The organism is Saccharopolyspora taberi (genome assembly GCF_039534165.1).
Lineage (GTDB): Bacteria > Actinomycetota > Actinomycetes > Mycobacteriales > Pseudonocardiaceae > Saccharopolyspora_D > Saccharopolyspora_D taberi.
On the sequence record NZ_BAAAUX010000014.1, the window covers coordinates 190,969 to 216,279 of the forward strand.

The 25,311-nt window shown below is 72.9% G+C and carries 28 protein-coding genes; 19 read left to right on the forward strand and 9 right to left on the reverse strand.

Features of this window, described 5'->3' with window-relative positions:
- Positions 1-77 precede the first annotated feature (77 nt).
- The 6 genes from ABD691_RS14990 (at position 78) to ABD691_RS15015 (ending at position 5,340) form a co-directional block, all read left to right on the forward strand.
- The gene (locus tag ABD691_RS14990; protein WP_344680280.1) at positions 78-647 is read left to right on the forward strand and encodes a phosphoribosyltransferase family protein; all 570 of its coding nucleotides are present in this window, start codon (positions 78-80) and stop codon (positions 645-647) included.
- Positions 648-656: 9 nt separating this feature from the next.
- Positions 657-1,235 (forward strand): ASCH domain-containing protein, encoded by a 579-nt coding sequence (locus ABD691_RS14995; protein WP_344680281.1) that lies wholly within the window; start codon positions 657-659, stop codon positions 1,233-1,235.
- Between the two features lie 12 nt (positions 1,236-1,247).
- Entirely contained in the window at positions 1,248-2,210 is a 963-nt protein-coding gene (locus ABD691_RS15000; RefSeq protein WP_344680282.1) for a class I SAM-dependent methyltransferase, read from the forward strand.
- A gap of 147 nt (positions 2,211-2,357) precedes the next feature.
- Positions 2,358-3,110 carry a GntR family transcriptional regulator gene (locus ABD691_RS15005; RefSeq protein ID WP_344680283.1) on the forward strand — a complete coding sequence of 251 codons (753 nt, stop codon included), beginning with the start codon at positions 2,358-2,360 and terminating at the stop codon, positions 3,108-3,110.
- 39 nt (positions 3,111-3,149) lie between these two features.
- A complete protein-coding gene (locus tag ABD691_RS15010) occupies positions 3,150-3,896 on the forward strand; it encodes a sulfite exporter TauE/SafE family protein (RefSeq protein WP_344680284.1) in 747 nt (248 codons plus the stop codon).
- A 16-nt stretch (positions 3,897-3,912) separates the two neighbouring features.
- Positions 3,913-5,340 carry an amidohydrolase family protein gene (locus ABD691_RS15015; protein ID WP_344680285.1) on the forward strand — a complete coding sequence of 476 codons (1,428 nt, stop codon included), beginning with the start codon at positions 3,913-3,915 and terminating at the stop codon, positions 5,338-5,340.
- A gap of 147 nt (positions 5,341-5,487) precedes the next feature.
- Here the strand turns inward: ABD691_RS15015 and ABD691_RS15020 are convergent, their stop codons facing one another.
- Both ABD691_RS15020 and ABD691_RS15025 read right to left on the reverse strand, forming a co-directional pair.
- Positions 5,488-6,207, reverse strand: coding sequence for a GNAT family N-acetyltransferase (locus ABD691_RS15020; protein ID WP_344680286.1), 720 nt, complete (start codon positions 6,205-6,207; stop codon positions 5,488-5,490).
- Between the two features lie 18 nt (positions 6,208-6,225).
- Positions 6,226-6,840: a SagB/ThcOx family dehydrogenase gene (locus tag ABD691_RS15025; RefSeq protein WP_344680287.1), complete on the reverse strand. Its 615-nt coding sequence runs from the start codon at positions 6,838-6,840 to the stop codon at positions 6,226-6,228.
- 90 nt (positions 6,841-6,930) lie between these two features.
- Between ABD691_RS15025 and ABD691_RS15030 the strand changes: the two genes are divergently transcribed.
- On the forward strand, positions 6,931-7,647 hold the full coding sequence (locus tag ABD691_RS15030) for an SDR family NAD(P)-dependent oxidoreductase (RefSeq protein ID WP_344680288.1): 717 nt from the start codon (positions 6,931-6,933) through the stop codon (positions 7,645-7,647).
- Between the two features lie 27 nt (positions 7,648-7,674).
- On the opposite strand, the gene ABD691_RS15035 is transcribed toward ABD691_RS15030, so the two are convergent.
- On the reverse strand, positions 7,675-8,196 hold the full coding sequence (locus tag ABD691_RS15035) for a MarR family winged helix-turn-helix transcriptional regulator (RefSeq protein ID WP_344680289.1): 522 nt from the start codon (positions 8,194-8,196) through the stop codon (positions 7,675-7,677).
- Positions 8,197-8,378: 182 nt separating this feature from the next.
- On the opposite strand from ABD691_RS15035, the gene ABD691_RS15040 reads away from it, so the two are divergent.
- From ABD691_RS15040 to ABD691_RS15055, 4 genes are all read left to right on the forward strand, one after another.
- Entirely contained in the window at positions 8,379-9,992 is a 1,614-nt protein-coding gene (locus ABD691_RS15040) for an ABC-F family ATP-binding cassette domain-containing protein (RefSeq protein WP_344680290.1), read from the forward strand.
- Positions 9,993-10,077: 85 nt separating this feature from the next.
- The gene (locus tag ABD691_RS15045) at positions 10,078-10,734 is read left to right on the forward strand and encodes a CatB-related O-acetyltransferase (protein WP_344680291.1); all 657 of its coding nucleotides are present in this window, start codon (positions 10,078-10,080) and stop codon (positions 10,732-10,734) included.
- Complete coding sequence (locus ABD691_RS15050; RefSeq protein WP_344680292.1) at positions 10,727-11,569, forward strand: SDR family NAD(P)-dependent oxidoreductase; 843 nt, start codon at positions 10,727-10,729, stop codon at positions 11,567-11,569. The genes ABD691_RS15045 and ABD691_RS15050 overlap by 8 nt, the downstream gene beginning before the upstream one ends.
- Before the next feature lie 538 nt (positions 11,570-12,107).
- Entirely contained in the window at positions 12,108-12,443 is a 336-nt protein-coding gene (locus ABD691_RS15055; protein WP_344680293.1) for a DUF6204 family protein, read from the forward strand.
- A gap of 4 nt (positions 12,444-12,447) precedes the next feature.
- Here the strand turns inward: ABD691_RS15055 and ABD691_RS15060 are convergent, their stop codons facing one another.
- The 3 genes from ABD691_RS15060 to ABD691_RS15070 all read right to left on the reverse strand — a co-directional run bounded on the left by ABD691_RS15060 (position 12,448) and on the right by ABD691_RS15070 (position 15,016).
- Entirely contained in the window at positions 12,448-12,954 is a 507-nt protein-coding gene (locus ABD691_RS15060) for a methylated-DNA--[protein]-cysteine S-methyltransferase (protein ID WP_344680294.1), read from the reverse strand.
- A gap of 14 nt (positions 12,955-12,968) precedes the next feature.
- Complete coding sequence (locus ABD691_RS15065) at positions 12,969-14,435, reverse strand: AlkA N-terminal domain-containing protein (RefSeq protein WP_344680296.1); 1,467 nt, start codon at positions 14,433-14,435, stop codon at positions 12,969-12,971.
- Positions 14,436-14,509: 74 nt separating this feature from the next.
- On the reverse strand, positions 14,510-15,016 hold the full coding sequence (locus ABD691_RS15070) for a GNAT family N-acetyltransferase (RefSeq protein WP_344680297.1): 507 nt from the start codon (positions 15,014-15,016) through the stop codon (positions 14,510-14,512).
- Between the two features lie 195 nt (positions 15,017-15,211).
- Here ABD691_RS15070 and ABD691_RS15075 point away from each other — a divergent pair, with 195 nt between their 5' ends.
- Positions 15,212-16,198, forward strand: coding sequence for a malate dehydrogenase (locus ABD691_RS15075; protein ID WP_344680298.1), 987 nt, complete (start codon positions 15,212-15,214; stop codon positions 16,196-16,198).
- A gap of 74 nt (positions 16,199-16,272) precedes the next feature.
- Here ABD691_RS15075 and sph read toward each other — a convergent pair whose 3' ends face one another.
- Positions 16,273-17,190 carry a sphingomyelin phosphodiesterase gene (gene sph, locus ABD691_RS15080; protein ID WP_344680299.1) on the reverse strand — a complete coding sequence of 306 codons (918 nt, stop codon included), beginning with the start codon at positions 17,188-17,190 and terminating at the stop codon, positions 16,273-16,275.
- 52 nt (positions 17,191-17,242) lie between these two features.
- Here sph and ABD691_RS15085 point away from each other — a divergent pair, with 52 nt between their 5' ends.
- Entirely contained in the window at positions 17,243-17,467 is a 225-nt protein-coding gene (locus tag ABD691_RS15085) for a hypothetical protein (protein ID WP_344680300.1), read from the forward strand.
- A 331-nt stretch (positions 17,468-17,798) separates the two neighbouring features.
- Positions 17,799-18,626, forward strand: a complete 828-nt coding sequence (locus ABD691_RS15090; protein WP_344680301.1) for a nitroreductase/quinone reductase family protein — start codon at positions 17,799-17,801, stop codon at positions 18,624-18,626.
- Positions 18,627-18,693: 67 nt separating this feature from the next.
- On the opposite strand, the gene ABD691_RS15095 is transcribed toward ABD691_RS15090, so the two are convergent.
- Positions 18,694-19,146, reverse strand: coding sequence for a GNAT family N-acetyltransferase (locus tag ABD691_RS15095; protein WP_344680302.1), 453 nt, complete (start codon positions 19,144-19,146; stop codon positions 18,694-18,696).
- Positions 19,147-19,283: 137 nt separating this feature from the next.
- Between ABD691_RS15095 and ABD691_RS15100 the strand changes: the two genes are divergently transcribed.
- The 5 genes from ABD691_RS15100 (at position 19,284) to ABD691_RS15120 (ending at position 24,240) form a co-directional block, all read left to right on the forward strand.
- Entirely contained in the window at positions 19,284-20,735 is a 1,452-nt protein-coding gene (locus ABD691_RS15100) for an aspartate aminotransferase family protein (RefSeq protein WP_344680303.1), read from the forward strand.
- 2 nt (positions 20,736-20,737) lie between these two features.
- The gene (locus tag ABD691_RS15105) at positions 20,738-21,142 is read left to right on the forward strand and encodes a RidA family protein (protein ID WP_344680304.1); all 405 of its coding nucleotides are present in this window, start codon (positions 20,738-20,740) and stop codon (positions 21,140-21,142) included.
- 138 nt (positions 21,143-21,280) lie between these two features.
- On the forward strand, positions 21,281-22,036 hold the full coding sequence (locus tag ABD691_RS15110; RefSeq protein ID WP_344680305.1) for an SDR family oxidoreductase: 756 nt from the start codon (positions 21,281-21,283) through the stop codon (positions 22,034-22,036).
- Positions 22,037-22,127: 91 nt separating this feature from the next.
- The gene (locus tag ABD691_RS15115; RefSeq protein WP_344680306.1) at positions 22,128-23,339 is read left to right on the forward strand and encodes a low temperature requirement protein A; all 1,212 of its coding nucleotides are present in this window, start codon (positions 22,128-22,130) and stop codon (positions 23,337-23,339) included.
- Between the two features lies 1 nt (position 23,340).
- Positions 23,341-24,240: a LysR family transcriptional regulator gene (locus ABD691_RS15120; RefSeq protein ID WP_344680307.1), complete on the forward strand. Its 900-nt coding sequence runs from the start codon at positions 23,341-23,343 to the stop codon at positions 24,238-24,240.
- On the opposite strand, the gene ABD691_RS15125 is transcribed toward ABD691_RS15120, so the two are convergent.
- Positions 24,209-25,291 carry an oxidoreductase gene (locus tag ABD691_RS15125; protein ID WP_344680308.1) on the reverse strand — a complete coding sequence of 361 codons (1,083 nt, stop codon included), beginning with the start codon at positions 25,289-25,291 and terminating at the stop codon, positions 24,209-24,211. The genes ABD691_RS15120 and ABD691_RS15125 overlap by 32 nt on opposite strands.
- Between the last annotated feature and the right edge of the window lie 20 nt (positions 25,292-25,311).

The window sequence follows — 25,311 nt, forward strand, 5'->3', positions numbered from 1 at the left end:
TCACGCGCGGCGCGCCACACCGTAGCGGGTCACCGAATTCGGTTGCCACGGCCGGGTGTCGCGGTCAGAGTCGGTAGATGATCTCCAGCGCGCTGGCCCGGTTCCTGCCCGCCCGGCACGGGCACTTCCGGTTCGAGTCCGGGCATCACGGGCAGCTGTGGCTGGACCTCGACGTCCTGTTCATCTCCCCCGCCCGGCTGCGGCCGGTCGTCGACGACCTCACCCGGCGGCTCGCCCGCCACGCCGTCACCGCGGTGTGCGGGCCGCTGACCGGAGGCGCGTTCGTCGCGCAGCAGGCCGCCCTCGGGCTCGACGGGCTGTTCACCGCGGCCGAACGCCACCTCGACGGCGACCAGGTCGCCTACCGCGTCCCGGACGCGGTGCACGCTCACTTGGCGGGCCAGCGCGTCGCGGTCGTCGACGACGTGCTCAACGCCGGGTCCGCTGTGGACAAGACCGTCGCCGATCTGCGGCGCTGCGAGGTCGAGGTGGTCGTCGTCGGCGGGCTGCTGGCGCTGGGCTCGGGCGCGCAGGCGATGGCCGCGCGGCGCGGAGTGCCGCTGGAGGCCGTCGAGACCTGGCCGCACGAGCTGTGGCCGCCGGAGCAGTGCCCGCTGTGCGCACGGGGCGAGCCGCTGACGGGCTAGCGTGGACGGATGTTGTTGAGCAGCCAGGTGTTGCGGGGCGTGGTCGCCGGTGAGATCACGCTGGCGTTCCGCCGGTGGGCCAGCCCGCAGGCCAGGTCCGGGTCGCGGATGCGGACCGCGGTGGGCGTCGTCGCGATCGGCGAGGTGCGCGAGGTCGATCCGGACGGGATCACCGAGGAGGACGCGCGGCTGGCCGGATTCCGCTCGGCGGCCGGCCTGCGCAGCTCGCTGGACAAGCACGGCACCGGACGGGTGTTCCGGATCGAGATCGGCTACGCCGGGCCCGACCCGCGCGCCGAACTGCGCGAGCAGGCCGAGCTGACCGCCCGGGACCGGGCCGAGCTGGACCGGCGGCTGGCGCGGATGGACACCTCCCCGGTCCGCGGCCCCTGGACCCGGCAGCTGCTGGAACTGCTGCGCGACCACCCCGGCGTGCGGGCCGCGGAACTGGCGCAGGCCCAGCGGCGCCCGGTGGCGCGGTTCAAATCCGACGTCTGGAAGCTCAAGGAACTGGGCCTGACCGAAAGCCTGCCCGTCGGCTACCGGCTCTCGGCCCGCGGACAGGCGTACCTGGACGGACGGGACTGACCGAGGAGGAACATGTCGGACCGGCAAGCCGTGGCGGCCTTGGCCCGCGCCTACGCGCAAGGCACCGCACCGGCGGAGCTGACCGGCCACGTCACCGGCCTGGAATCGGCTCTGCACCTGGGAATCCGGGCGCACGCGATGCGGGACCGCTCCACCGCGCACCACTGCGCGACCCGCGCCGTGCGGTTCGATCCGGGCAGCGAGTTCGCGCGGCTGCTGGTCCGCCACACCGCCGACGACAACGGCAACCGCGTCTACGACTCCCCGGCGGCGTTCCGGGCGTTCATCCGCGGCGGCGGCAACATCGGGCTCTACGAGCAGACCTCGGCGGCGCTGCGCGACGCCTACCGGCGGCACCGGCCGCGCCGGGTGCTCGACATCGGCGTCGGTGACGGGCTCGCCCTGCTGCCCGCGCTGGGCGCGGGCGGGCCGGCCGTCGACGTCGTCGAACCCAGCGCCGAACTGCTCACCCGCACCCGCCAGGAGCTCCACGACCGCGGCATCGAGCACCGCGCGTGGCAGTCCACGATCCAGGACTTCGCCGCGGACCACGACGAGCACGGGGAAGGCGAGCACTGGGACCTGGTGCAGTCGACCTACGCGATGCAGAGCCTGCCGCCCGGCGACCGCGCGACGGTCCTGTCCTGGATCGCCCGGCACAGCTCGACGTTCGTGCTCGTCGAGTTCGACGTGCCGGAAGTGCCCTCGCCCTGGGAACCGGACTGGTTCTTCGAGTTCGTGCGCCGCGTCGAACGCGGACTGCGCGAATACACCGGCGACCGCGACCTCGTCGGCCTGGGCTTCGTGCTCCCGGTCGTGCTGGGTGTCTTCGGCCCCGGCCCGCGGACCAACTACGAACTGGCCATCGACGGCTGGCAGCGCGAACTGCGCGCGGCGGGCTTCACCGACGTCTCCGGGCGGGTCCTGCACGACTACTGGTGGCGGCCCGCCCACATCGTCGAAGCCCGCCGCTGACCCGCCGCCCCTGGCGGAACTCCCCAGGCCTGCCGCCAAACCCGCAGGTGATGCGTTTTCGCAGGTCAAATCGGGTGGCGTAACTCCGGCGTAACAGGTGGTCCGGTACCGTTCGCCGGACCCGAACCCGGTCAGCCAGGAGGACGCGTGCCCGAGAACCGATCGTCGCGGCCGGAGGGCACCTGGCGGCCGAGGTCGGACCGGGCCCGCCAGGTCGCCGACGTGCTGCGCCAGCAGATCGCCGACGGCGCCTTCGGCTCCGGGATGCTGCCCGACGAGCGGGTCCTGGTCGCCGAGTTCGCCACGACCCGCAACGCCGTGCGCGACGCGCTGGACGTGCTGCGCGCCGAAGGGCTGATCGTGCGCCGCCGCGGGGTCGGCACCCAGGTCGTGGCCCGCAAGTACGGGCACGGCCTGCACCGGCTCAGCGGGCTGGCCGAAACGCTGCACGAGCAGGGCACCGTCGTCAACGACGTCCGCGTCGCCGCCCCGATGCGCCCGCCCGCCGCGGTGGCCGCCCGGCTGGGCATCGATCCGTACACCCCTGTGGTGTACCTGGAACGGCTGCGGCTGCTCGGCGACCGGCCGCTGTCGCTGGACATGACCTACCTCGCCGCCGACATCGGCACCCCGCTGCTGGCCGAGGACCTGCGCCACCACGACGTGTTCGCGCTGATCGAGCAGACCAGCGGCTCCCGCCTGGGCGCCGCGGAGCTGGCGATCCAGGCGGTCAACGCCGACGCCCGCACCGCCGAGGTCCTGGAGATCGACGAGGGCGCCGCGGTGTTCGCGGTGGAGCGGCTGACCCGGCTGGCCTGCGGGCGGCCGGTGGACCTGGAGATGATCCGCATCCGCGGCGACCGGCTCACCCTGCACGGCGATCTGCACCGCTCCCGCTGACGCCCGCTCGTTTCCCGTTGTCCGGCAAGGAGGTTTCGCGTGCTCACAGCGGTGTTGCTGGCGTTGTCGGGGCTGGCGGCCGGGATCGGCATCACCGCCGTCGGCCCCGGCGGGGTGCTGGCCACCATCGGCCTGTTCGCGTTCACCGCGCTGCCGCCCGCCGAGGTGGCGGGCACCGCGATCGCCACCCACATCGCCACCGGGCTGCTCGGCACCGCCGTCTACGTCCACTCCGGACAGCTGCGGGAGGCCGCGACCCGGCGGACCGCGGTGATCCTGGCCGCCACCGCCGTCCTGGGCACCCCGGTCGGCGTGCTGGTCAACTCCGCGGTCTCCGGGCGGGCGTTCGGCGTGCTGCTCGCGGTGTTCGTCACCGTGATCGCCGTGCTGGTCTGGTACCGCGACCGCCGCGCCGGACCAGCCGCGCACCACCACCCCACCGTCCTGCTGGCGGGAATCGGGTTCGGCGTCGCGGCGGCCGGTGGCGTGTTCGGCGTCGGCGGGCCGATGCTCGCCGTTCCCCTGCTGGTGCTCATCGGCACCGGGGTGCTGCCCGCGCTGGCCGCCGCTCAGGTGCAGTCGGTGGTGATCTCCACCGTCGGCACCGCCGGATACCTGGTGCGGGGAGCCGTCGACTGGCGGCTGGCGCTGCTGGTCGGGGTGCCCGAGCTGTGCGGGGTGGTGCTGGGCTGGAAGCTCGCCCGCGCCGTGCCCGCCCGCCGCCTGACCTGCGCCCTGATCGTCTCCCTGCTGGCGCTGGCCCCCTACCTCGCCCTGCACGGCTGACAGAAGGAGGAAACCGATGACCCACCACGACGGCATCCCCCGGCGGGGATTCCTCGCCGGGGCCGGACTCGCCGGCGCCGCGGGACTCGCCCCGGCCGCCTCGGCGGACCCGCGACCCCCGCTGGGACCCCGGGACCTGTCCGGCGACGAGCTGCTGCTGGTCCCCGACGCGGTGCTGCTGCCCGACGGCATCGCAGCCGATCACGCCGTGCTCGTCGCGGGCGGCAGGTTCGCCGACATCGGCCCCACCGAGCGGATCACCGCCGCCCACCCCGGAAAAACCCCGCTGCGGCTGCCCGGACACCTGCTCATGCCCGGCTTCGTCGACGCCCACCACCACCTCACCCAGAGCTTCGGCAAAGCCCAGGCGTTCGGCCAGCCCTCGGAGATCTTCAAGCAGATCTGGGAACCGCTGGAACACACCCTCGACGAGCACTCCGCCTACGTCGCGGCCAAGCTCGCCGCGCTGGAAGCGCTGCGCGGCGGCTTCACCACCGTCGCCGACGCCGGCACCCGCGCCCCGGTCGACACCGGCGTGCTGGCCGCCGCGACCCGGGACGCCGGAATTCGCTGCGTGCTGGGCAAAGTCTGCTCCGACGGCACCGGCGGTCCCGAACACCTCGCCCGCTTCGAGCACACCCCGCTCGTGCATCCGTCGCTGGCGATCCCGGTGCCCGAGGACGCCACCGACGACGTGCTCGCCCGCACCGCCGCCCTCTGCGAGGAAGCCGGCGCGGTGTTCCAGATCCACGTCAACGAACACCTCGCCGCCGTCGAACGGTCCCTGAAAAGCGTCGGCAGGCGCCCGATGCAGCACCTCGGACACCTCGGCGCGCTCGGCCCGCGGACCCTGTGCGCCCACGCCACCCTGCTCACCCCCGACGAGATGCGGCTGGTCGCCGGCACCGGCACCGCGCTCAGCTACAACCCGGTGGCCAGCGCGTGGAAGGGCAACGCCGTCGCCCACGCCGCCATGTGGGCCGCGATGGGCATCCGCTTCGGCACCGGCACCGACGGCACCCGCGGCGACGGGTTCCGGCTGGCCGACGCCGCCGAGACCGCGCAACGACTGGCCTTCGGCCTGCACACCGGCGACTCCGCGTGCGGGGCGGGACAGCTCTGGCTCGACCACGCGACCACCCGCGGCGCCGACGCGCTGGGCCTTGGCGGGATCACCGGGGCCGTCGCGGCCGGGCAGGCCGCGGACTTCCTGCTCGTCGACCTCGCCGTGCCCGAGTTGACCCCGTCCTGGGACCTGCCGTGGGAACTGGTGCGGCTGGCAGGCCGCGACCAGATCACCGCCGTGGTCGTCGACGGCCGCCTGCGGTTGTGGCGGGGCTGGCCCACCGACTGGGACGGGCCCGCGCTGGTCCGCCAGGCCACCGAGGTCGGCCGCGACGTCGTGCGCCGCGCACCGCTCAAGCGGGTCGACCCCACTCCCTGATTCCTACTCCGCCTGATTCCCTCTGCGGCCCGCCGCTTCCCGGCACGGCGGGTCACCGGGTGCGGACCAACCCCCGCTCCAGCACCGCGGTCCGGGTGTCCACGCCCAGCTTGCGGGAACAGCCGCCAGAGCCGCTGCCGACGCGGATCAAGGCACCGCCACGGTCAACCACGTACCGGTCACCTCGAACCCGAGCCGCTCGTAGACCCGCACCGCCGGATTGCCGACGGTCACCGCCAGCCCCATCGCCGCCCAACCGTCCGCCGCGGCCTTGGCCAGCGCCCGGCGCAGCAACACCGACCCCAGCCCGGCGCAGGCCGAACCGGGCCGCCGGAACACGTCGCCGACCCACGGCACCCCGTCGCGGTCGTTGACCACCGCGGCGGCCACCACCCGCTCGCCGGAGTCGACCACCAGACCGCTGCACGGCAGCAGCGGACCAAGCACCCGCCCCGACAGCAGCGGCCCGATCAGGTCGGTGACCACGTCCTCGTCCCCGCCCGGATACGCGTCCGGATGCCCGGGCGGGAACGCCTCCCGCCACGCCTCCACCAGCTCACCGGGCGGACGATCGCAGGCCACCACCCGGAAACCGGGCGCCACCACCGGATCCGCCCACTCCGCCGCGGGCGGCTGCGCCACCAGATCCCGCCGCATCGCGTGCGCCCGCCGCAACCCCCGGCCGCCGCGCCGCAGCAGCTGCTCGCCCAGCTCGACCGGCGCGATCACCTCCCAGCCCGGCAACCGCGACCACACCAGGCCCGCCGGATCCGGACCGGTCACCTCCACCACCCGCGCCCTGCGCGGGCCGACACCCACGTACGACACCGACGTCCGACCCGACGACACCACCGACGTCGCCCCCACCGGCCACCTCCCAGATCGTCACCGCCCGCCAGCATCCTCCAGCGGCGCAACCGGATTTCCCACCGCCACCAACACCAGCGGCTCGTGCCCGGCGGGCACGAACCCGCGCACCACCTCATCGGCGAAACCCCCGACGAGCACCACGCCCAGACCGCACTCACCGGCCTGCAAGTACACGTTCTGCGCCGCCGCACCGGCCTCCACCCACGCGTACCGGACACCCCGGTCGCCGGGCGGCTGATCGGCGAAATGCCGGCGCATGCCCTCGACATCGCCGCTGAGCACGATCACCGCCGCCGCGTCGGCCAGCCACGGCTGCGCACCGATGCCCGCCGCGGCGAGCGCGCGCCGGTGATCCCCCGGCACCACGGTCTCCAGCGCGTGATCGCGATACCGGTACACGCCGGGCCCGACACCGTCCACAGTGGACGCTATCAGTCCGGCCGCCAGCGGGTGGCGACCACCCGCCGACGGGGTCGTGCGGCGCCCGCCGTCCAACTCGCCCTGCGCGGCCCACAACAGCCGCATCACCAGCGCTCGCGGTACGGGCGCGGCCGAGAACGACCGCACCGTGCGCCGGTGCCGCAGCGCGGATCCGACCGGTCCCTCGGGTTCAAGATCAGCTGGTTGCACGCCCGCATTCTGCCCGCGGAAACCGGCTTGTCGCTCCCGTCCGGGCTGGGTTACCGTACCAATGTAGTTTAGAAGCTAAAGGAGTTTTACGTGCGACAGATCGTCGTCACCGGTGCGGGCACCGGCATCGGATACGCCATCGCCGAGCACTTCGCCGCCGCGGGCGAAGCCGTGACCATCACCGGCCGCCGCACCGACGTCCTGCACCGCGCTGCCGAGACCCTCGGCGCCCGCGCCCTGCCCTTCGACGCCACCGACCCGGCCGCCGTCGAAGCCGCCACCGAACACCTGCCCGACCGGATCGACGTCCTGGTCAACAACGCAGGCGGCAACACCGACCTCGACGGACCCGAACCCGCCGGGCTCGCCGACCTCGCCCGCGCCTGGGAAGCCAACCTGCGCGCCAACCTGCTCTCCGCCGTGCTGGTCACCACCGCGGCCACCCCGCGGCTGTCCGACGGCGCCCGCGTCATCACCATCGGATCCATCGCGGGCAGCCAGGGCGGCGGCTCCTACGGCGCGGCCAAAGCCGCCGTCGACGCCTGGAACGCCGGCCTCGCCACCGAGCTCGGACCGCGGGGCATCACCGCCAACGTGATCGCCCCCGGCCTCATCGGCGACACCGAGTTCTTCCGCGGCAAGCTCTCCGACGAACGCCGCGCCCAGCTCGTGGCCGCCACCCGCAACAAGCGCGCGGGCACCCCGGCCGACGCCGCCGCGCTCGCCGCGTTCCTCGCCTCCGACCAGGCCGGACACCTCACCGGCCAGGTCATCCACCTCAACGGCGGCGCCCACCTCGGCCGCTGAGGCGGCCCGGTCCGGCGCCGGCGTCCATCATGGACGGTCGTCGGCGCCGAACCGGCTCGTCAGATCCCGCAGCAGCACCCGCAGCAACTCCGTCAGCTGCGCCCGCTGCCGCGCGTCCAGCGAGGACAGCAACGTCTCCTCGTGCCGCAGCAGGTCATCCACCCGCTCCTCGATCAGCGCGTGGCCCTGCTCGGTCAACTCCACCTGCACCGACCGCCCGTCGGCACCGCCCTTGATGCGGCGCACCAGCCCGCGCTCCTCGGCCCGCGCCAGCCGCTGCGAGATCGCCCCCGCGCTGACCAGGCACTGCCGCGCGATCTCACCCGCGGACAACCGGTAGGGCGCGCCCGAACGCCGCAACGTGCTCAGCAGATCCCGCGTCGGCGCGTCCAGCCCGATGCGCGCGTCGGAACGGCGCCGCTCGTCGTCGAGCAGCTTGGCGATCCGCCAGATCCGGGTGATCACCCCGATCGACTCCACCGGCATCCCCGGGCGCTCCCGCTGCCACGCCCGCTGGATCCGGTCAACGCCGTCCTCGCCGTCCGACATGGTCGGCAAGCCTAGTCCGCGCGGAAAACCGGTGGACGCCCCGACCGGGGGTGTGGCTATACTCCCGGCATCATGAAGAACTGACCTCACCCACCGCCCGCGTCCGCGGCGTCCGCGAACCCGTTCGCGTCGACCCATGCCCGGCGGGCACCCTCTCGATCTTCCCGGTGAGTGAGCTCCGCATGTCATTTCCCCTGCTGGCCCGTGACCTGGTCAAGTCCTACGGCGAGCGCCGCGTCCTCGACGGCGTGTCGCTGACCGCCGCCCCCGGCCGCCGCATCGGCCTGGTCGGCGAGAACGGCGCGGGCAAGTCCACGCTGCTGCGGCTGCTGGCCGGCCACGAGCAGCCCGACACCGGCGAGGTCACCCGCCCCGACGACCTCGGCTTCCTGCACCAGGAACCGCCGTTCGACCTCGACGACACCCTCGACGAGATCGTCGACCACGCCCTGGCCGAACTGCGCGCCGCCGAATCCCGGCTCGCCGAGCTCACCGAGGCCATGACCCGCGACCCCGACGACACCACCGTCCAGGCCGACTACGCCGAACTGCTGGAGTGGGCCCAGATCCACGACCTGTGGGACGCCGACCACCGCGCCCGGCTGGTCCTGGACGGGCTCGGACTCGGCGGCCTCGACCGGCACCGCCGCGCCCGCACCCTGTCCGGCGGGCAACGCGCCCGGCTGGCCATCGCCGCGCTGCTGCTGCGCCAACCCCGCGCGCTGCTGCTCGACGAACCCACCAACCACCTCGACGAACCCGCGCTGCTGTTCCTCCAGCAGCACCTGAGCAAACTGCCCGGCGTGGTCGTGCTGGCCAGCCACGACCGCGTGTTCCTCGACGCCGTCTGCACCGACATCGTCGACCTCGACCCCACCGCCGACGGCATCACCCGCTACGGCGGGACCTTCAGCGACTACCTCGACGCCAAGCGCGCCGAACGCGCCCGCTGGGAACAGCGCTACGCCGAGGAACAGGCCGAACTGGCCCGGCTGCGCCACTCCGTGGACGTCACCGCGCGCAACGTCAGCCACCACGCCCCGCGCGGCAACACCAGCAAGCTCGCCTACGACTACAAGGGCGCGCGGGTGGACAAGCAGATCTCCCGGCGCGTGCGCAACGCCCAGCAACGGCTCGACGAACTCACCCGCGACCAGGTCCGCAAACCACCCCAGCCGCTGCGGTTCGCCGCCGAGCTCACCAGCGGCACCACCACCGGCGACGTCGTCGTGCAGGTGCGCGCGGCCAGCATCGACCACCGCCTGCACATCGACGAGCTCGACCTGGCAGGCGACGGCCGCATCCTGGTCACCGGCCCCAACGGCGCGGGCAAGTCCACCCTGCTGCGGCTGCTGGCCGGCCACCTCCCACCCGACAGCGGCACCGTGCAGCGCCGCCGCGGACTGCGGGTGGGACTGCTGGAACAGGACGTGGTCTTCCCCGACCCCGCCCGCACCCCGCGCCGCGTCTACGAAGCCGCCACCGCGGGACGCCCGCGCGTGCCCGCGCTCGGCGAGCTCGGCCTGATCGCACCGCGCGACCTGGACCGCCCGGTCGGCGCGCTGTCGGTCGGCCAGCGACGGCGGCTCGCGCTGGCCGCGCTCATCGCCGACCCGCCGCACGTGCTGCTGCTCGACGAACCCACCAACCACCTCTCGCTGACCCTGGCGGGAGAGCTGGAGGACGCGCTGCGCACCGCACCCGGCGCCGTCGTCGTGGCCAGCCACGACCGCTGGCTGCGCCGCCGCTGGGACGGGCCCGCGCTCGCCCTCGACAGCGGACACATCGCCGCCTGACCACCGGAACGAGTGATGAGCACCCGTCGGCGCCCGCCACCGCCGTGGTGCGATCGTGCAGCGACAACGACCTTCGAGGAGTCCCATGCCCCACGTACCCGACCCGGCCGCGCCACACCCCAGCACCCGGCCGGAGCTGACCGGCGTCACCTTCCTGTCCGCGGTGGTCACCTCACCGTTCGTCGAGGTCGGTGACTACACCTACTACGACGGGCCGGAGAACTTCGAGACCGACAACGTCCTCTACAACTACGGGCCCGCCAAGCTGCGCATCGGCCGGTTCTGCGCCATCGCCACCGGCGCGCGGTTCGTCATGCCCGCCGCCAACCACCCCATGATCGGCTGCTCGACCTACCCGTTCACCATGTTCGGCGGCGACTGGACCGAGGCGACCCTCGACATCGCCGCCGCCCTGCCCGCCAAGGGCGACACCGTCATCGGCAACGACGTCTGGTTCGGCCGCGACGTCACGATCATGCCCGGCGTGCGCGTCGGTGACGGCGCGGTCATCGCCACCTCGGCGGTGGTCACCTCCGACGTCCCCGCCTACGGCATCGCCGGCGGCAACCCGGCCCGCGTCATCCGGCGGCGCTTCTACGACGCCGACGTCGCACTGCTCCAGCGCATCGCGTGGTGGAACTGGCCGATCGAGACCATCACCGCCCACGTGCGCACGATCATGGGCGGCCAGCCCGCCGACCTCGCCGCCCTCGCCCGGCGGGAAGGACTGCTCGATGACTGACCCCACCCCAGCTGTGATCGACACCGGCCTGCACGGGCGCACCGCGATCGTCACCGGCGCCAACAGCCCGCTGGGCATCGGCGCGGCGATCGCGACCGCCCTGGCCCGCCAAGGAGTCCGCGTGCTGCTGGCCGCCCTCCCGGAACCCGGCCCCCGCCACGACGACACCGGCGCCGCCCGCACCTACGCCGAAGCCAAGGCCGCCGACGGCAGCGCGGTGCGCGACGCCCTGCGCGCCGACGGAGCCGACGTCGAGTTCCTGGCCGTCGACCTGGCCGACCCCGGCGCGGCACCGGAGCTGTTCGACCGGGCCGAAGAGCTGTTCAGCCCGGTCGAAATCCTGGTCAACAACGCCGCGCACTGCGTGCCCGACACCTTCGACCCGGCCGCGGGCGGCCTCGACGTCGCCGGGCTCGACGCCCACCACGCGGTCAACACCCGCGCCCCCGCGCTGCTGATGGCCGAGTTCCACCGCCGCCACCTGCACCGCGGCGCCGACTGGGGACGGGTGATCAACATCAGCACCGACGCCGCACCCGGAGCCGCCGCCCAGATCTCCTACTGGGCCACCAAGCACGCGCTGGAAAGCCTCAGCCGCTCAGCGGCCCTCGAACTCGGTCCCGCGGGCATCACCGTCAACACCATCGCCCCCGGCCCGGTCCAGACCGGCTGGATCGACCAGGACATGGACGCCGAGTTCGCCCGGTTCAGCCCGCTCGGCCGCATCGGCCACCCCGACGACATCGCCGACATCGCGGTGTTCCTGGCCTCCCACCAGGGCCGCTGGCTCACCGGCCAGAACCTGCTCGCAGGCGGCGGCAAACGGATGTGGTGACCACTTCGGACAGAGGTGTGACCATCCTCAACCGGTCAGGCCACCCAGGTCGCCTCGTCGCAGTGTTCGTAGCGTCCGTCGTGCGACTTCAAGCAGATGTGAAACCTGTACTTCTGGCCATCCTGGAGGTCGTACTTCGCATCGACCGCCGGGCTGAGTTTCTGACACGTGCCGAAGCCGGTCGTGCTGAGCAGTCGTTGATTCCTCACTACTGATCCCCCTTGGTTTACCGCCCTCCCACCGCCATGACCAACTGGGAGGGCATCCGATGACGCCTTCCAGTTCAGCTTGTTCACGGAACTCGCACTAGCGACCATGGCTGCATTGGCGGTGACGAAAGTCGGGTCATCTGCTTGGAACGACAGTCGTTCGTATGGTCTTCGGCGCATTCGGTTGAAAGACGGCGTCACCGCTTGACCTGGGCGCCACTCCATCCCAGCTCAGGCACGCAGCCCGGCTCGCCGACCCGCACAGGTCCTCTTCCGGCGAATTCGCTTCCCATTCCAGATACAGTTGTGTATCTGAAATGGAGGAAGCCATGACCGACCACACCCACCGCGTGATCGTGCGCGGCAGGTTCGACGCGCTCGACGACACCGCCCGCACCGCGCTGCTCGACGCCGCCGACGCCCACGACAGCACCGACGTGTTCAACGCCCGCTTCAGCGCCGACGGCAACCTCACCTACGACCGGCGCCTGACCGGGTTCACCCTGCGCTGCGAGATCACCCTGCCCCGCGACGCGGGCACCGGGGACCTGCGCGCCCGCGCCGAGGCGCTGCTGGCCGCCGCGCTCGCCCCCTTCGGCTGCGGGCACCGCGACCTCGACATCAGGGCGACCGACATGGACGAGATCAAGATCCGCCGCCGCTGACCGCCTACCAGGCCAGCGGCAGCCCGTCGTCACCGTGGGCCGACCTGCGCTCGAAGTCCAGCAGCTGCCGCTTGCGCTCCAGCCCGCCGCCGTAGCCGGTGAGCGCGCCACCGGAACCGACCACGCGGTGGCACGGCACCACGATGCCGATCGGGTTCCTGCCGTTGGCCAGCCCCACCGCCCGCGACGCCGTCGGCCTGCCGATCCGCTCGGCCAGCTCGCCGTAGGACACCGTCTGCCCGTAGGGGATCTCGCACAGCGCCGCCCACACCGTCCGCTGGAACGGCGTGCCCGCGAAGTGCAGCGGCAGGTCGAAGTCGCGCAGCCGCCCGGAGAAGTACTCCTCCAGCTGCCGCGCGCACGCCTCGAACGGCGCGTCGTCGGGCTCGCCGAAGGTCTCCTGCGGCGGCCGGTGCCGCTGCTGGTCCATGTAGATCCCCGACAGCACCCCGTCGGTGGCCACCAGCGTCAGCGGCCCGACCGGACTTTCCACGACGGTATGCGCACGCATCCCGGTTTTTCCTTTCACGCAGCAGGAAGTGTGTTGATGGCGTGGTCCCCGGTGGCCCACAGGTACTGCACCGCGTAGGCCCGCCACGGCCGCCACGCCGCGGCGCGCGCCGTCAGCGCCGCCGGGGTCCGCGGCAGCCCCAGCTCCCGCGCGGCCAGCCGCACCCCCAGATCGCTGACCACGAACGCGTCCGGATCACCCAGCGCCCGCATCGCGATCGACTCCACGCTCCACGGCCCGATACCCGGCAGCGCCGCCAACCGCGCCCGCGCCTGCCGCCAGTCCCCGGAGACCTCCAGGTCGATCTCCCCGGCGGCCAGCGCCTCCACCAGCGCCAGCAGCGCCCGCCGCCGCGCCCGCGGGAAGGCCAGCCGCTCCGGATCCAGCGCCGCCAGCGCCGAAGGCGACGGGAACAGGTGGGTCAGCCCGCCCTCGTCGTCGTCCACCGGCTCCCCGTGCGCGGTGACCAGCCGCGCGGCCAGCGTCCGCGCCGCCGCCGTCGACACCTGCTGGCCCAGCACCGTGCGCACCGCGAACTCGGCCGAGTCGACCGTGCGCGGCACCCGGCGCCCGGGGTTCTTGTCCACCAGCTCGGTCAGCAGCGGGTCCTCCCGCAGCAGGTCGTCGACCGCCACCGGATCGGCGTCGAGGTCCAGCAACCGGCGGCACCGGTTGATCGCGATCGGCAGATCCCGCAGATCGGTCAGCGACAACCGGCACGCCACGTGATCGGGCATCGGCCGCAGCGCCACGACCCCGTGCCCGTGCGGCAGCCGCAACGTCCGCCGGTACGCGCCGCCGCGCCACTCCTCGACCCCGGGCACCGCCGTGGCGACCAGATGCCCGAACACGTTGTCCGGGCACAGCGGAGCGCGGAACGGCAACCGCAGCGACAGCGCACCCGAGGTCGCCGGACACGTGCCTGCCCGCCGCCGCAGCTCCGTCGGCGCCAGCCCGAACACCTCGCGCACCGTGTCGTTGAACGCGCGGATGCTGCGAAAGCCCGCCGCCAGCGCCACCTCCGCCATCGGCAACGCCGTCGTCTCCACCAGCAGCCGCGCGGTCTGCGCGCGCTGCGCCCGTGCCAGCGCCAGCGGACCCGCCCCGACCTCGGCCAGCAGCTGGCGCTCGATCTGCCGCTCGCTGTAGCCCAGCCGCGCCGCCAGACCCGGCACCCCGTCGCGGTCGACGACCCCGTCGGCGATCAGCCGCATCGCCCGCGCCACCAGATCCGCCCGGTGGTTCCACTCCGGCGAACCGGGACTGGCGTCGGGACGGCACCGCTTGCACGCCCGGAACCCGGCCAGCTGCGCCGCCGCCGCGCTCGGGTAGAACCGCATGTTCTCGGCCTTCGGCGGCACCACCGGGCAGCTCGGCCTGCAGTAGATCCCGGTGGTGACCACCGCGGTGAAGAACCACCCGTCGAACCGGGAGTCCCGGGAGCGCACCGCCCGCACGCACCGTTGAACGTCTTCATGCACCCCCGCAGCATCCACCGCGGGCGCGGACCGGTCTAGCAGAAATCCGACATCCACCGGAATACCGGTGATCTTGGTCAGACGAGCCGCTGCTCCAGCACCTGGCCCGGCCACCCCCTGTGCTCGAAGGTCTCGGTCGGCGTGAACCCCGCCCGCACGTAGTAGTCGACCAGCTTCCGGTCGCCACCGCCCCAGCAGTCCACCCGCAGCAGCGCGACCCCCAGCCTGCGCGCCTGCGCGCGGGCCTGCTCCAGCAGCGCCGCACCGATGCCCCGGCCCGCCAGCCGGCGCGAGGTCAGCAGCAGGCGCACGTAGAGCTCGGGCTCACCGGCCGCGGGAACGTGCTCCGGTGGACGTTCGCCCAGCACGGTCGCCCCGGCCACGGCGCCGTCGACCTCGGCGATCCACAGATCACCGGCGTCGAGCAAACCCCGCACCCCGTCGACCCGCGCCGGGTCCTGCGACCAGGGCAGCGCGCCCCACTGGTCCTGGCTGCCCCGGTCGGCCAGCCACGCGACCGCCTCGTCGAACATCGCCAGCAGCGCGGGCACCTCGTCACGGCCACCCAGGCGAACGGAAGTCATGATCACCAGCCTGCCCGAGGACCCGGCCCGGCGTCGGCGCGGGCGGGAACTCGCCACCACCGAGTGACCCGGGCCTCGATGCTGAATCGGTCCGGCAGCGGGTCCACTGTGATCCTCTGCGGCCTCGCGCGGCAGCCCCGCCACGGCCGATAGCATCGCCTCGGCAACCACCCGGCGAGCAGGAAGTAAATTCAGATGACCCAAGCTCCCGTCACCGTGACCGTCACCGGCGCGGCCGGTCAGATCGGCTACGCCCTGCTGTTCCGGATCGCCTCCGGCCAGCTCATCGGGCCCGACACCCCGGTCAAGCTCCGGCTGCTGGAAATCCCGCAGGCGGTCAAGGCGGCCGAGGGCACCGCGATGGAGCTCGACGACTGCGCCTTCCCGCTGCTGCACAGCGTCGAGGTCACCGACGACGCCCGCAAGGCCTTCGACGGCACCAACGTCGCGCTGCTCGTCGGCGCGCGCCCCCGGACCAAGGGCATGGAGCGCGGCGACCTCCTGGAGGCCAACGGCGGCATCTTCAAGCCGCAGGGCGAGGCGATCAACGCCGGTGCCGCCGACGACATCCGCGTGCTGGTCGTCGGCAACCCCGCCAACACCAACGCGCTGATCGCCCAGGCGCACGCCCCGGACGTGCCCGCCGAGCGCTTCACCGCGATGACCCGCCTGGACCACAACCGGGCGCTGACCCAGCTCGCGCAGAAGCTGGGCGTGTCGGTCACCGACATCAAGAAGCTGACGATCTGGGGCAACCACTCCGCCACCCAGTACCCGGACCTGTTCCACGCCGAGGTCGGCGGCAAGATCGCCGCCGAGCAGGTCGAGCAGTCCTGGCTGGCCGACGAGTTCATCCCCACCGTGGCCAAGCGCGGCGCGGCGATCATCGAGGCCCGCGGCGCGTCCTCGGCCGCCTCGGCCGCCAACGCCGCCATCGACCACGTCCACACCTGGGTCAACGGCACCCCGGAGGGCGACTGGACCTCGGCCGGTGTGGTCTCCGACGGCTCCTACGGCGTGCCGGAGGGCCTGATCTCCTCGTTCCCGGTCGTCGCCCGCGACGGCAGGTTCGAGATCGTGCAGGGCCTCGACATCGACGAGTTCTCCCGGGCGCGCATCGACGCCTCGGTCGCCGAGCTCAGCGAGGAGCGCGAAGCGGTCCGCGGCCTGGGCCTGCTCTGACGCACCGCCCGCGGGGCCGCACCTCGCGCCGAGGTGCGGCCCCGCGGTGCTTTCCTAGGCGGATGGGGCGTTTCCTATGCGGGGTGCGCGAAAACCGGGTAGTGGTCGGAGAAGTCGGTGAACGTGTAGGTCTGCCCCCACGACTCCACCGTCCACTCCGGCGAGTGCACCGCGCGGGTCTCGTTGACCCACTGCTGCCGACCGTGCCCGGCCAGCGGCAGCACGTGGTCGAGCAGCTGGCCCGGCCAGCCCGGAGCCTGGTGGGCCGCCACCGAGTTGGTCGCCGCGTCGTAGGAGAACGGGTGCCCGGTGGCCTCCGGCCGCTCGGCCCCCAGCGTCTGCAACGCCGAGTCGAACTCCCCGGCGGAGGCGTCGACGTTGAGGTCCCCGGCCACGACCACCGGCTCCGCGGCGGGAATCGCCCGGTCCCGCACGAACGCCGCGATCTCGGCCAGCTGCGAGGCCCGCACCTGCGGGGCGCGGTCGCCGCAGGCGCTGTCGTCGGCCTGCAGGTGGGTGCCGATCACGTGCAGCGGACCGTCCGGCGAGTCGACGCGGGCGTAGGCGAAGCCCTTGTTCGACGACGCGTCGGCGCCGCATCCCGGCGGGAAGACGTACTGCACCCGCTCGGCCACCGGCCAGCGGCTGAGCACCGCCACCCCGCCGTCCTCGGGCCGGGTGTCCGAATAGGAGCCGAGCGTGGCGTCCCAGCCGTCCCGCGAGCGGCCCAGCACCGGCGTCTGGTGCGGGTACTGGTCGCCGAGGTTGGACAGCAGGCGCTGCGAGGCGTCGTTGTCGAAGGCTTCCTGCACGACCACGACGTCCTGACCGGCCAGCACGCCCTCGGAGTCGATCAGGTCGGCCCGCTGCTGCTGGCCCCAGTTCGGGTACAGCGAGCGCGGCAGCATGAACACGTTGTAGGAGGCGATCCGGGGCCCGTCGGCGGGATCGGCGACGGCCTGCGGCGCGGCCAGCCCGCCCACCAGCACCACCAGAGAAATGAATGAAATTCGTCTTCTCACGTCGGGTCATCCTGCCCGGCCGGTGGTGCGGCGAGCCAGCGCCCGGCGTGTTCCCGCCGCGTCTTTCCACAGTGGACACCTGCCTGCGGCGCTGACCGGGCCGGTCGCTGGCACCATCGGCGGATGGGCACCGAGCGGTGGGCGGACTTCGGCGTCCGGGCGCTCCCTGGTGCTGCTCGGTGTGATCACGGGATTCCTCGGCGCCATGCTCAACGCCTGGGTGCTGCTGGTGGAAATCCTGCGCTGAATTCCGCGAAACACGTTGTCCCGCCACGCCGGTGCGATTAGTGTTGCGGCCGTGACTGCCGGGTCGGCCATGTGCCACGAGCGAGTGAGGTTCCCGGCCTTGGCGTGAGCGCCGGGCGGGCCCGCGGGCCTCCTTCCCCTTGTTTCGCGCGCCGCTTCCGCGCGCCCTTCTTTCTTTTCCCCAGCGGTGTTCGCCGCTGATTTCCGCATGTCCCGGCCCCGGAACCGAATTCCCCGGCCGGTTCACCACCATGCCTTTTTCACCGACCGCCATCGGCGGTGAATTCGTGCTGCCCGCGAAAAGCGGGTCGACCCCTGAAACCTGGAGAAGAATGCCGCACGATTTCAACCACCAGATCATCGAGGAGTTCCGCGCCAACAACGGCCGCGTCGGAGGCTGGTTCGAGGGAGCCCGCCTGCTCCTGCTGACCACCACCGGAGCCCGCACCGGCCGCGCGCACACCACGCCCGTCGGCTACCTTCCCGACGGCGACCGGGTCCTGGTCATCGCCTCGGCCGGAGGCGCGCCCAAGCACCCCGCCTGGTTCCACAACCTGCTCGCCCACCCCCGGGCCACCGTCGAGGACGGCGTGTTCACCTACGAAGCCCGCGCCACCGTCCTGGACGGCGACGAACGCAACCGGATGTTCGCCCGCGCGGTCGAAGCCGACCCCGGATGGGCCGAGTACCAGGCCAAAACCACCCGCACCATCCCCGTGATCGCCCTGGAGCGGATCTCCGCCGGGCCGCCGGACGCCTCCTCGCCCAGCGCGGCGCTCAAACTCGTCCACGACGCGTTCCGGCGCGAACTGTCCATCATCCGCACCGAAATCGCCGGATCCGGCCCCCGCCTGGGCGCCCAGCTGCGCGTGAACTGCCTGACCATGTGCCAGGGACTGCACTTCCACCACCACGCCGAGGACACCGCGGTCTTCCCCGCCCTGGCCGAGAGGTATCCGGAACTGGCCCCGACCATGGACCGCCTGCACGCCGAGCACGGCACGATCGCGGCCCTGCTGGACGACCTGCGGAACGTCCTGGCAGGCGACAACGCCGATCCGCGGCAGCTGCGGGCCGAGGTCGACCGGCTCACCGGAGAACTGGAACGCCACCTCGACTACGAGGAGGAACAGCTGATGCCGCTGCTCGACACCCTCTGAAACCGCGACGCGTTCCCCGCCCGGTCACCGGGCGGGGACGTCGTGCTGGAACCGGTCTGACCACGCCTCACACGTCGAGCACGAGGTGCGGGCGCGCCCAGGTGATCGCCCCGTACGGGCCGACCTCACCGACCCGGCGCGCGCCGAGCGACAGGTAGAACGGCTCCGACGGCGGGTGCGACACGATGTGCAGCCGCCGCAGCCCCCGCTCGGCCGCCCGCTCCCGCAGGTCGGCGACGAGCAACCGGCCCAGGCCGCGGCCCTGCTGGTCGTTGTCGACGAACAGGTAGTCGAGCTCGCCTTCGCCGTCAGTACCTCGTCCCGGGGTCATCAGCAGGTAGAACCCCAGCGGCCGGTCACCGTCGCGGGCCACCCGGACCAGGTGAACGGCCAGGTCGCCCGCGGTGATCGACGCGTCGGCCACCATCGGCCGGTACTCGCCCCGGTAGGCCGAGCTGGCCCGGACCATCGCGGTCAGCAGCGGCAGGTCGTGCTCGGTGGCGTCGTCGACGAAAAGCATGAACGAACGTTAACCGGGCGGGCTGACGGGGTACCCGGGCAGGACGACACGCCCGCGAGTCGTGTGTGGGGGGCAACGCCAGCGGGGCCGCAGTGCGTGTACTCGTCAAGATCGGCGCACGCACTGGGGAGGCCGTCATGTCCACCGAACACCTGGCCCCGTCGCGCCCGGGACTGCTCAGCGTCGACGACGCCGTGCGGCTCGGGCGCGACGCGATCGGCCGGCTCTACCGCCAGCACGTCAGCCCCGGCCAGTGGGCCGCGTTCGGACTGCTCGGCCTGGACCGGATCACCGTCGACCACGCCGAGGACGTGCACTACGTCGACCGGTCGGGCCGCCGGATCCTGGACTTCTTCGGCGGCTTCGGCGCCATGGCGCTCGGCCACAACCACCCCCGGCTGCTGGCCGTCCGCCGCGGCTTCCAGGACCAGCAGCGCCACGAGCTCGGCCTGACCCTGCCGTCCCAGTACGTCGCCGCGCTCTCCAGGAACCTCGCGATGCTGGCACCCGAGGACCTGGACCGGGTCATGCTCTACTGCACCGGCTCGGAGGCCGTCGAGGCCGCGATCAAACTCGCCGAACGCGCCCAGGGCCCGCGCCGCGCCGGGGTCGCCTACGCGCGGAAGTCCTTCCACGGCAAGACGATCGGCGCCCTGTCGGTCACCGACTCGAGGTTCTACAGGGGACGGTTCGAGGTGCTCCCGCGCCGCCGCGCGGTGCCCTTCGGCGACGCCGAGGCCCTGGAGGAACTGCTGCGCCGCGACCGCGGCATCGGCGTGCTGATCCTGGAAACCGTGCAGGGCGGCGCCGGCATCGTGCTGCCGCCGCCCGGCTACCTCCAGCGCGTGCGGGAACTGTGCGACCGGTACGGGGTGCTGTGGATCGCCGACGAAGTGCAGTGCGGCGTCGGCCGGACCGGCCGCTTCTTCGCCTTCGAGCACGCCGGGGTCACCCCCGACATCGTCACGCTCGCCAAGGCCCTGGGCGGCGGCAAGACCGCGATCTCGGCCGTCCTGGCCCGCAGGGACCTCCACGACCGCGCCTACGGCGGCACCCGCGGCGCGCTGGTCCACGGGCCCTCGACGTTCAGCGGCATGGGCGAGGCCTGCTGCACCGCGATCGAAACCCTGCACGTCCTGCACGACGAGAACCTCCTGGCCAACGCCGCCGAGCAGGGCGACTACCTGCTCGCGCGGCTGCGCGGGCTGCGCGACCGGCACCCGCAGCTCATCCGCGAGGTGCGCGGCAGCGGGCTGATGGCCGCGGTGGAGTTCACCGACATCAGTGCCAGCTTTCCGGGCATCACCGGACTCCTGGCCGGGGTGCTGGACCGGCCGCTGCGCGGCAGCGTGGCGATGCTGACCGGCTCCCAGCTGCTGTCCGAACACGGCGTGCTGGTCGGGTTCACCGACTACAACCGCAACGTCGTGCGCCTGGAACCACCGCTGACCGTCCAGCCCGAGCACATCGACGCGTTCGCCGACTCGCTCGACGAGCTGCTCTCGCGCGGTGTCGGCAGGCTGGCAGGCGGTTTCCTGCGCCGCCGGTGCCTTCCTCGAACCGGCGCGCAGACGCCGGTACTGTCGTGATCATGAACCCATATGTCCGATTGGTCCGAAGCTCGCAGTTGTCCGACGCCGCCGAATACGCCTACGCCGCCACCATCGAACCCGGCGCGCGCACGGTGTTCACCGCCGGAGCGTGCCCGCTCGACGCCGAGGGCAACACCGTCGCCGTCGGCGACTACGCGGGCCAGGCGCGGCAGGTCATGGCCAACCTGCGCACCGCGCTGGGCGAGGCCGGAGCCGGACTCAGCGACGTCGTCAAGAGCACCGTCTACGTGGCCTCCACCCGCCAGGACGACCTGGTCGCGGCCTGGGAGGTCGTGCGCGAGCACTTCGGCGACCACGACGCCCCCAGCACCCTGCTCGGCGTGGCCGTCCTCGGCTACGACGACCAGCTGGTGGAGGTCGAAGCGGTCGCCGTCGTGCACTGACCCGGCCGCCCCCGCCTGCGGGTATCCAGCGCGGTTGTGCCGCCACCGCAACCGCGTGTTTCCCCCGGGCGGCAACCGCCGCCTAGGGTCCGGTTCAGGTCGCTCACCAGCATCGACGCGGAAGAAGGAGTGGTGATCGTGACGGAGCACGGGCTGCGCGGCAAGGTCGTGGTGATCGGCGGGGGCGCCAAGAACCTCGGCGGACTGCTGTCGACCAGATTCGCCGGGGCCGGGGCGAAGGTCGTCGTGCACTACCACAGCGACTCCTCGGCCGACGACGCCGACAAGGTCGTCGACGCGGTGCGGGACGCCGGTTCGCAGGCGGTCGCCGTGCAGGGCGACCTGACCCGGGTCGCCGACGTGCGGCGGCTGTTCGACACCGCGGTCGACACCTACGGCGGGGCCGACATCGCGGTCAACACCACCGGGATGGTGCTGCGCAAACCGATCCTGGAGACCACCGAGGACGAGTTCGACCGGATGTTCGCGGTCAACGCCAAGGCCGCGTACTTCTTCATCCAGGAAGCGGGCAGGCGGCTCAACGACCACGGCAGGATCATCAGCCTGGGCACCTCGCTGCTGGCGGCGTTCACCGACGGCTACTCCACCTACGCCGGCGGCAAGGCACCGCTGGAGCACTTCACCCGCGCCGCGGCCAAGGAGTTCGCCGACCGGGGCATCTCGGTCAACACCGTCGCCCCGGGCCCCATGGACACGCCGTTCTTCTACCCGCAGGAAACCCCGGAGCGCGTGGAGTTCCACAAGTCGCAGGCCATGGGCAACCAGCTCACCCGGATCGAGGACATCGCCCCGATCATCGAGTTCCTGGCCACCGACGGCCGGTGGTTCACCGGGCAGACGATGTTCCCCAACGGGGGCTACACCACCCGATGAGGGCGGGGGCCGCGGTGCGGGCGCCCGGCTTGCGGACCGGCGCCCGCACCGCGTACAAACCGCGCGGGACAACTGAGGGGTGTGGGAACGGGTGAATGCCGAACAGCCGGTCGCGGGCCACCGGATCAGCGCGTGGTGGCAGGTGATGCGCGGACGCGATCCGCAGGAGGCGCACCGGGCGTCGACGCCGCTGGAACTGTTCTTCGACCTGTGCTTCGTGGTCGCGGTCGCCCAGGCCGCCGTCCAGCTGCACCACGCGCTCGCCGAGGGCCACTGGGCCGCCGGGCTCGCCGGCTACGCGGCGGTGTTCTTCGCGATCTGGTGGGCCTGGATGAACTTCACCTGGTTCGCCTCGGCCTACGACACCGACGACGTGCCCTACCGGTTGCTGACCCTGCTGCAGATGGGCGGCGTGCTGGTGCTGGCCGCGGGCGTGGCGCCGGCGTTCCAGCGTTACGACTTCACCGTCGTGGTGATCGGCTACGTGATCATGCGCGTGGCGATGATCGCCCAGTGGCTGCGGGCCGCGGCCGAACACCCCGAAGGCCGGGCCGCCGCGCTGCGCTACGCGGCCGGGATCGCCGTCGTCCAGCTCGGCTGGATCGCGCGGCTGTGGGCACCCGGGACCTGGGCGTGGATCACCTTCCTCGTCCTGGTCGCCGCCGAGCTGGCGGTGCCCGCCTGGGCGGAGTCGCGCGGGCGCCGGACGAACTGGCATCCCGAGCACATCGTCGAGCGCTACGGGCTGTTCACGATCATCGTGCTCGGCGAGGTCATCCTCGCCACGTTCACGGCCGTGCAGTCGTCGCTGGCCGAACGGGGCCTGTCGAGTTCGCTGCTGCTCATCGCCGTGGGCGGGCTGGCGCTGGTGTTCGGGCTGTGGTGGATCTACTTCACCGGCCCCGCCGCCCGGCTGCCCACCCTGCGCGTCGCGCTGTCGTGGGGATACGGCCACTACGTGGTCTTCGCCGCCATCGCCGCGCTCGGCGCGGGCCTGGAGGCCGCGGTGGACACCGCCGGGCACCACGCACACCTGTCGGAGCACGCCGCCGCTCTGACCGTGGCGATCCCGGTGGTGATCGTGCTCGGCGTGCTGGCCGCGCTGCACCTGATGACCGGCGCGGGCACCGTCGGGCACCCCCTGCTGGTGGCCGCCGGCGCGGTCGTGGTGCTGGCGCTGACGTGGAGCCCACCGGTGCTCGGGCTCGGCGGCGCGGTGCTGGCCATGGGACTGGTCCTGGCCGCGACGCTGACCGCCAACCTCGTGGTCAGCATCCGCAGGCACGCCGCGGTCAGGGCGTGACGTGGCCGTCGACCTGCACAAGCTCGAACACCTCGTCGCGGTCGCCGAGGAAGGCAGCTTCACCCGCGCCGCGGCCCGGCTGCACCTGTCCCAGCAGGCGCTGTCGACCTCGGTGCGCGCGCTGGAACGGGAGGTCGGCGTCGAACTGCTCGACCGCGGCGGCAACGCCGTCACCGCCCGGCCCGCCGGGCAGGCGCTGATCGCCGACGCCCGGGTGCTGCACGGCCTGGCCCGCTCCGCGGTCCAGCGCGCCCGCCGGATCGGCCGCGGCGAGACCGAGGTCCTGCGCATCGGCCACACCCCGGCGGTCACCGGCGACGAGATCACCGCGCTGCTGCGCCAGGTGCACCGCACCCACCCCGACCTCGCCCCGCAGGTCAACCAGCGCTACCCGCACGAGCTCACCGACCAGCTGCTGGCCGGTGAGCTCGACCTCGGCCTGTGCCGGGCGATGGCCCCCGCGCACGGCCTGACCCGCAGCACCCTGTCCGAACAGCGGCTCCACCTCGCCGTGTCCGCCGACCACCACCTCGCCGGCCGCGACCGGGTCGAGCTCGGCGAGCTGGCCGGGGAACTCATCGTGGTCTGGGGACATCCGGGGCGTTCCGGCTACACCGACCTGCTGATCGACCACTGCAGGCGGGCCGGGTTCGAACCCCGCGTCCACCGCAACCCGATCCAGGGCACCCCGCCAGTGACCGCCGTGCTCGGCACCGACCAGGTCGCCTTCGTCACCGCCTCCCCCGGGCCCGCCGCGGGCGGCCAGGTGCGGGTGCTCGAACTGCACCCGCCGGTGTTCGCGCCGCTGCACGCGCTCTGGCCGCACCACACGACCTGCCCGGCCCGCGACGCCTTCCTCGAAACCGCGGCTACGCCGCCGGCCGCCGCGCCGGAAGCGTGACGTCGGGCTTGAGCGTCGCCGGATCGAACTCGGCAGGCGGCCGGTGCTCGGCGAGCCGCCGCGGCCAGTCGGGGTTGGCCAGCGCACCCCTGGCGAGCGCGACCAGGTCGGCGTGCCCGCCGGTGAGCACCGACTCGGCACGTGCCGGGTCGTGCATCCCGCCGTTGGCGATCACCGGCCGCCCGGTGACCTGCCGGGCCAGCGCGGTGACCGTGACGCCGCCGTCGAGCACCGCGGTCTCCAGCCAGTCCCGGCCCTCGCTGGCCAGGTGCAGGTAGTCGGCTTCTCCGAAGGCGCGCAGGATCCCGCTCGCCTCGGCCACCCCGCTCCACCGGTAGGCCAGGTCGTTGACCTTGGTCTGCGACAACCGGATCCCGACGGTGAACCCGGGCCCGGTGGCCGCCCGCACCGCGCGCAGCACCTCCACCGGAAGCCGTGTGCGGCCGGTGACGTCACCGCCGTACTCGTCGTCGCGGTGGTTGGTGTAGGTGGTCAGGAACTGGTCGAGCAGGTAGCCGTTGGCGCCATGGAGCTCGACCCCGTCGAAGCCCGCGTCGCGGGCGCGCACCGCCGAGGCGGCGAAGCCGTCGACGAGCTCGCGCAGCTGCGCGGCGGTGGCCGCCGCGGGCAGCGGGAACGGTCCCCGTCCGCCGTAGGCGGGCATCTTCTGCCCCTTGGGCGCGACCGCGGACGGCGCGATGGTGCGGTCGAGGGTTTGCGACAGCGCTCCGGCGTGCATCAGCTGGAGCACGATCGGCGACCCGCAGGCGTGCACGGCATCGGTCACCCTCCGCCACGCCGCGACCTGCTCGGCGGTGACGATCCCGGGCTGGTCCGGGTAGGCCTGGCTGTGCGCGGAGTCGGTGTAGGTGCCTTCGGTGATGACCAGGCCGAATCCGCCGCGCGCGAATTCGGCGTAGTAGTCGGCCATCTCCGCCGTCGCGACGCCGTCCCCGCCGGTGCTGACCCTCGACATGGGAGCCACCACCGCCCGGTTGGCGATGGTCGTCCCGGCCAGGCGCACCGGGTTCAGGGCAGGGTGGACCGACATCGGTTTCTCCTTGGTGTGTC